Source organism: Mesorhizobium sp. A623 (assembly GCF_054489405.1).
On sequence record NZ_JBTMXB010000015.1, the window covers coordinates 103,133 to 109,341 of the forward strand.

Genomic DNA, 6,209 nt, shown 5'->3' on the forward strand with positions numbered 1-6,209 from the left:
ATGCATCGTCTTGACCGTCTCCTGCGCCCGAAATCGATCGCCGTCATCGGCGGTGGCGCGTTCGGCACCAATGTCGTCGAGCAGTGCCTGAAAATGGGCTATGCTGGCGACATCTGGCCGGTGCATCCGAGCCGCCCGGACGTACATGGCGTACCCGCGTTCAAGTCGGTCGCGGACCTGCCCAGCGCACCCGACGCCGCCTTCGTCGCGGTCAATCGCAATCTTACCATCGACATCATCCGGCAACTGGCTGAGCGTGGCACCGGCGGCGCGATCTGCTTTGCGGCCGGCTTCCTCGAAACCGGCAATGACGACGCCGAGGGCGCAGACCTGCAAATGGCACTGGTCGAGGCAGCGGGCGCGATGCCGATCATCGGGCCGAATTGTTATGGCCTAATCAACTATGCCGACGGCGCACTGTTGTGGCCTGACCAACATGGCGGCAAGCGGCTGGAGCCCGGCGAACGCGGCGTCGCCATCATCACGCAGTCGTCCAACATCGCCTGCAACCTGACCATGCAGACGCGTGGCCTGCCCGTCGCCTTCCTGATGACCGCCGGCAACCAGGCGCAGACCGGCTTGTCGGAAATGGCGCTGGGGCTGATCGAGGACGAACGCGTCACCGCCCTTGGCCTGCACATCGAAGGGTTCGACTCGGTCGCCGGCTTCGAAAAACTCGCCGCCCGCGCACGGGCGCTGAAAAAACCGATCGTCGCCATGAAGGTTGGCCGCTCCGAACAGGCGCGCGCCGCCACCATCTCGCATACCGCATCCCTTGCCGGCTCCGATGCCGGCTCGGAAGCGTTCCTCAAGCGGTTGGGCATCGCCCGCGTCAATTCCATCCCGTCCTTCCTCGAAACGCTGAAACTCCTGCACGCCATCGGCCCGCTTGACGGCGGAAGACTGTCGTCGATGAGCTGTTCCGGCGGCGAGGCGTCGGTGATGGCCGACACGGCGGAAGGCCGCACGGTCTTCTTCCCCGCGCTCACGGAAACGCACCGCGCCCGTGTGAAGGCGTCGCTCGGGCCGCTGGTGGCCGTTGCCAACCCGCTCGACTACAACACCTTCATCTGGAACGACGAACCGGCGATGACCGCGACCTTTGGCGCGATGGCGTCGGGCGGTTTCGACCTCAACCTGCTGGTGCTGGATTTTCCGCGCACGGACCGCTGTTCAGACGCCGACTGGTGGACGACGGTGAATGCCTTCAAGGCGGCGCTGAAAGTCAATAAGGCCAAGGGCGCCATCGTCGCCTCCATGCTGGAAAACCTGCCGGAAGCGCATTCGGTCGACCTGCTGCGGCGCGGCATCGTGCCGATCCACGGCATCGTCGAGGCCTTCGATGCCGCGGAAGCGGCGGCGTTTATCGGAGCTGCGTGGGCTCGGCCCTCCTCGCCCCCCATGGGGGGGAGAAGTGTCGAGCGAAGCGAGGCGGAAAGAGAGAAGGCTGATCCCCATCGCTCTCCCCCTCTCCGTCTCGGGCTACCGCCCTCGACACCTCTCCCCCCGATGGGGGGCAAGGAAAGAAGCTCTCCCGATGAAGCCGCAGCCAAGGCCATGCTGCGCAAGGCCGGCCTGCCCGTGCCGAATGGGCTGGAAGCTTCGTCCACCGACGAGGCCGTGGCGGCAGCGCACGAGCTGGGTTTCCCGGTAGCGCTCAAGGCGCTTGGCGTCGCGCATAAAAGCGAACTCGGCGCGGTCGTGCTCAATCTGCGCGATGAAGGCGCGGTGCGCGAGGCGGCACATCGGCTGATCGGCCTCGGTACCGGCCTCTATGTCGAGCGAATGGTTCAGGGCGGTGTGGCCGAACTGATCGTCGGCTTTACCCGCGATCCGGTCTTCGGCCCAACGATGACGCTGGGCAGCGGCGGCGTGCTGGTCGAACTGCTGAAGGACAGTGCCACGCTGCTGTTGCCAGCTACGCGCGACGACATCGAGAGCGCATTGCTAGGCCTAAAACTGTTTCCGCTGCTCGACGGCTATCGCGGCCGGGAAAAAGCCGATCTCGCGGCGGCCATCGACGCCATTGCCGGCATCACCGCGTTCGTCGGAAAGCATGCCGACGCGCTGGAAGAACTGGATATCAACCCGCTCATCGTCTGCGCGCAGGGCAAGGGCGCCTGGATCGCCGACGCGTTACTGGTTCTTGGGGAGAAAGAAAATGTCTGACGTCATCACCACGCGCCGCGAGGGCTCGATCCTCGAAGTCACGCTCGACCGGCCCAAGGCCAACGCCATCGACCTGAAAACCTCGCGGCTGATGGGCGAGACGTTCCGCGCCTTCCGCGACGATCCCGAGTTGCGCGTCGCCATCGTGAAAACGGCGGGAGAAAAATTCTTCTGCGCCGGCTGGGATTTGAAGGCGGCTGCCGGCGGCGACGCGGTCGATGGTGACTATGGCGTCGGCGGCTTTGCCGGCCTGCAGGAACTGCGCGATCTCAACAAGCCGGTCATCGCCTGCGTCAACGGCATGGCGGTCGGCGGCGGTTTTGAGCTAGCGCTGTCCTGCGACCTCATCTTCGCGTCGGACCACTCGTCCTTCGCGCTGCCGGAAATCAAAGCCGGCACGCTGGCGGACGCGGCGACGATCAAGCTGCCCAAGCGCATTCCTTATCACGTCGCCATGGACCTTCTGCTCACGGGCCGCTGGATGGATGTGGCGGAAGCGCATCGCTGGGGTCTGGTCAACGAGGTGCTGCCCGCCGACAAGCTCGAGGAGCGTGTCTGGGAGATAGCGCGCCTGCTGGCAGGCGGTCCACCGCTGGTCTTCGCCGCCATCAAGGAGACGGCGCGCGTGGCCGAAGCGCTGACCTTCCAGGACGCCATGAACAAGGTGACGAGAAGGCAGCTGCCGACGGTGGACGCGCTCTATGGCTCCGACGACAATATGGAAGGTTTTCGCGCTTTCGCGGAAAAGCGCGAGCCGGTTTGGAAGGGGAAGTAGGGCTTCAGCGGAAATGACAGCGCTCTACGTTGCCCCTCTGGCCTGCCGGCCATCTCCCCCGCGAGGGGGGAGATCATGCGCTCGGGTGTCCCCGCCAACTTCCAAAGTTGCAGAATGAACGGAAGAGGCGCGGCCAGGTGATCTCCCCCCTCGCGGGGGAGATGGCCGGCAGGCCAGAGGGGGGCGCGACGGAGCGCAAATCTATCGACCATGACCGACTATAAGAAACTCATCGATGCGGAAACCTGGGCCTTCATCGAGCGCACCAATTCCTATTATCCGCCCGACACGGTCGACTACACGATTGCCCGGCAGCGCGAGATTTACGACCGCATGTGTCGGGAATTCTTCGCCGGCTACCCGGACGGCGTCAGCGCGCAGACGACTTCCATTGCCACGCCGGCGCACGAAATTCCGATCCGCATCTATAAAAGCAGCCAATCACCGGCGACCATCGTTCTCTATTTTCACGGCGGTGGCTTCATCCTCGGTGGCCTCGACAGCCATGACGATGTCTGCGCCGAGCTTTGCGCCCGCACCGGCTATGAGGTCGTGTCGGTCGATTACCGCCTCGCGCCGGAACATCTGCATCCCGCCGCCTTCGACGATGCGCTGGCGGCGTTCCAATGGGCGCTGGCAACATATACGCAGCCGGTCCTTTTGTGTGGCGACAGCGCCGGCGGCAATCTGACGGCTGCCGTGTCCCACGCCAAGCGCGGGCACCGCCGCCCTCCGATCGGACAGGTGCTGATCTATCCCGGTCTTGGCGGCGACCAGACGAAGGGCTCTTATGTGACCCACGCCGAAGCGCCAATGCTGACCTTGCGAGACCTTGAATTCTACAAGGACGCCCGCACCGGCGGCGCCGATGTCTCCCGCGACATCACCTATACACCGCTGAAGGATGTGGATTTCGCCGACCTACCGCCGACCGTCATCATCACAGCCCAATGCGACCCGCTGTCGAGCGATGGCGAAGCCTATGGCGTGCGCCTGCTTGCCGCCGGCGGCAAGGCTTTCTGGCATGAAGAACCCGGCCTGGTTCACGGCTATCTGCGTGCGCGCCATAGCGTGGGCCGGGCGCGTGAAAGCTTCAGCCGCATCGCCGATGCGGTCGCCGTGCTGGGCAAAGGCGAGTGGGCCTGGTGAGGCAGCCGCGATAAGCGGATAGTCCGCCGCTTTACTTCGGCGCGGCCGGCCAGATTTCGGCCCGCAGCGTCCTTACGGCCAGCCCCCGCGCAAGGGCCTCTGCGGTGGAGGCTCTCTTCGACAATACGACTGCCTGCCGCTTGAGGATCAAAAGCCCTTGAGCGAGCGCATGCGGATGCCAGAAGCGGCGCGACAAGAACGGTGCCCGGCTGCCCTTTGCCCTTGAAAACCGTGCGCTCGCCTTCAGTCTTGCCGCATGCCCGACCACGCTTTCGGTCCAGCCTTCGGCAAGCCGTGCGCCCGGCTCAAGCAGCAGCACCCATTCGTCGCTTATCGTGTCCAGGCCCGCCGAAAGCCCGCCTGCCACCAGGACGCAGCCCGCATGATCGGCTATTTCGCGCGTTCGGTCCGTCGAGCCCTTGTCACAAACGATCACCTTGCGCACGACGCCCTCGACCGAGCCGCCGACCAGCGAGGCAAGCGTGCGCGCCAGCCCCTCCTCGTCATTTTCCGTCTCGATAATCACACTGAGCATGCGTCCCGCATAGCCGAAGGGCGTGCGCGGCGCTAGCTTCGAGTTAAAGTTCTTGATTTGTTCTCATGTCAGGGATAGGAATAATTTCATGATAACAGCGATTCGCCAAACAGAAGACAACCCTTTCGAGAGGGCGAAAATGGAACAGATCGCGCGCGCGGACATTGCAGCCTTTGGGGTTGGAAGAGCAGAGATGGCCAATGCGATGATCGAACAGAGCGGAATGCGGGTGCGGCCGGACCGCAATCGCGGCCGTGCAGCCGGGATCAATCCGTCGGGCCGCTTTGAGCCGGTCAGCCGTCATGTCTTCGATGATGGCTGGGAATCGCTGGAGGAATTGCCGCCGTTCAAGACGGAGGTTCAGGTGGAAAAGCCGCGCACCATCATCACGCGCAACTCCTCTCCCGACATTTCCTTCGACCGCTCGATCAATCCCTATCGCGGTTGCGAACATGGCTGCGTCTATTGCTTCGCACGGCCCACGCACAGCTTCATGGGTCTTTCGCCGGGACTGGATTTCGAATCGAAGCTGTTCGCCAAACCGGACGCCGCGCGCCTGCTGGACAAGGAATTGTCGAAGGAAGGCTACCAGCCGCGCACCATCGCCATCGGCACCAATACCGATCCCTACCAGCCGATCGAGAAACAGTACCGCATCATGCGAGAAATCCTCGAAGTGCTAGAGGCGCGCGGCCACCCGGTCGGCATCGTGACGAAGTCGGCAATGGTCACCCGCGACATCGACATTCTGGCGCGCATGGCCGAGCGCGGACTAGCCAAGGTGGCGCTGTCGGTGACGACGCTGGACCGCATGCTGGCGCGCACGATGGAACCGCGCGCCTCGACCCCGACCAAGCGGCTGGAAGCGATAAGGCAGCTTTCAGATGCGGGCATCCCGGCTTCTGTGATGGTCGCGCCGATCATCCCCGGTCTTACCGATCCGGAGATGGAGCGCATCCTGGACTCGGCGCGGGCCGCCGGCGCGCGCGAGGCGGGCTATGTCGTGCTGCGCCTGCCGCTGGAAGTGGCGCCGATCTTCAAGGATTGGCTGCTGCGCCATTACCCGGATCGCTACCGGCATGTCATGTCGCTGATCCGCTCGATGCGCGACGGCAAGGATTACGATTCGGAGTGGGGCAAGCGCATGAAGGGCGCCGGTCCCTATGCCTGGCAGATCGGCCGGCGCTTCGAGATTGCCGCCAAGCGGCTCGGCCTGAATGTGGAAAGGCGAACGCTGCGGACCGACCAGTTCGTCGCGTCGGTGAAGGAGAATGCGCAATTGATGCTGCTTTGACGGGTTCGCGCCCGTCGATAGGCATTGCTCGAAAGCAATCCGTCCGGCCCTCCCCGGCCTCAAGACGGCCCCTCCCGCCCGTCCCCCCAACGGGTTGGGAGGGATTTGCGGAGAACCGGATCTGCCGCAAGCAGAGGTGGCTCTGTTTGTTTGAACAGTTTCTGAGGTATCGCTAAGTGGGTTTCTGCCTAGTTAAGCCGCCATCGGGATTGACCTGAGACCCGTGTTTCCTCCAGCCTATTGGAGAATCCGGAGATTGATTTGTGGCGTCATGCGGCCTGCTTTTC

Annotated in this window: 5 protein-coding genes; 4 read left to right on the forward strand and 1 reads right to left on the reverse strand. The window is 63.9% G+C overall.

From position 1 onward, the window contains the following. The 3 genes from ACX3P1_RS16875 (at position 1) to ACX3P1_RS16885 (ending at position 4,093) form a co-directional block, all read left to right on the forward strand. Positions 1-2,169 (forward strand): acetate--CoA ligase family protein, encoded by a 2,169-nt coding sequence (locus ACX3P1_RS16875; RefSeq protein WP_459080751.1) that lies wholly within the window; start codon positions 1-3, stop codon positions 2,167-2,169. Beyond that, entirely contained in the window at positions 2,162-2,944 is a 783-nt protein-coding gene (locus ACX3P1_RS16880) for a carnitinyl-CoA dehydratase (protein WP_459080752.1), read from the forward strand. Before ACX3P1_RS16875 ends, ACX3P1_RS16880 begins: the two co-directional genes overlap by 8 nt. A gap of 210 nt (positions 2,945-3,154) precedes the next feature. Then, positions 3,155-4,093 (forward strand): alpha/beta hydrolase, encoded by a 939-nt coding sequence (locus ACX3P1_RS16885; RefSeq protein ID WP_459080753.1) that lies wholly within the window; start codon positions 3,155-3,157, stop codon positions 4,091-4,093. A gap of 31 nt (positions 4,094-4,124) precedes the next feature. On the opposite strand, the gene ACX3P1_RS16890 is transcribed toward ACX3P1_RS16885, so the two are convergent. Next, positions 4,125-4,628, reverse strand: a complete 504-nt coding sequence (locus ACX3P1_RS16890; RefSeq protein WP_459080754.1) for a glycosyltransferase — start codon at positions 4,626-4,628, stop codon at positions 4,125-4,127. A gap of 139 nt (positions 4,629-4,767) precedes the next feature. On the opposite strand from ACX3P1_RS16890, the gene ACX3P1_RS16895 reads away from it, so the two are divergent. After that, complete coding sequence (locus tag ACX3P1_RS16895) at positions 4,768-5,922, forward strand: PA0069 family radical SAM protein (protein WP_459080755.1); 1,155 nt, start codon at positions 4,768-4,770, stop codon at positions 5,920-5,922. Positions 5,923-6,209: the final 287 nt, after the last annotated feature.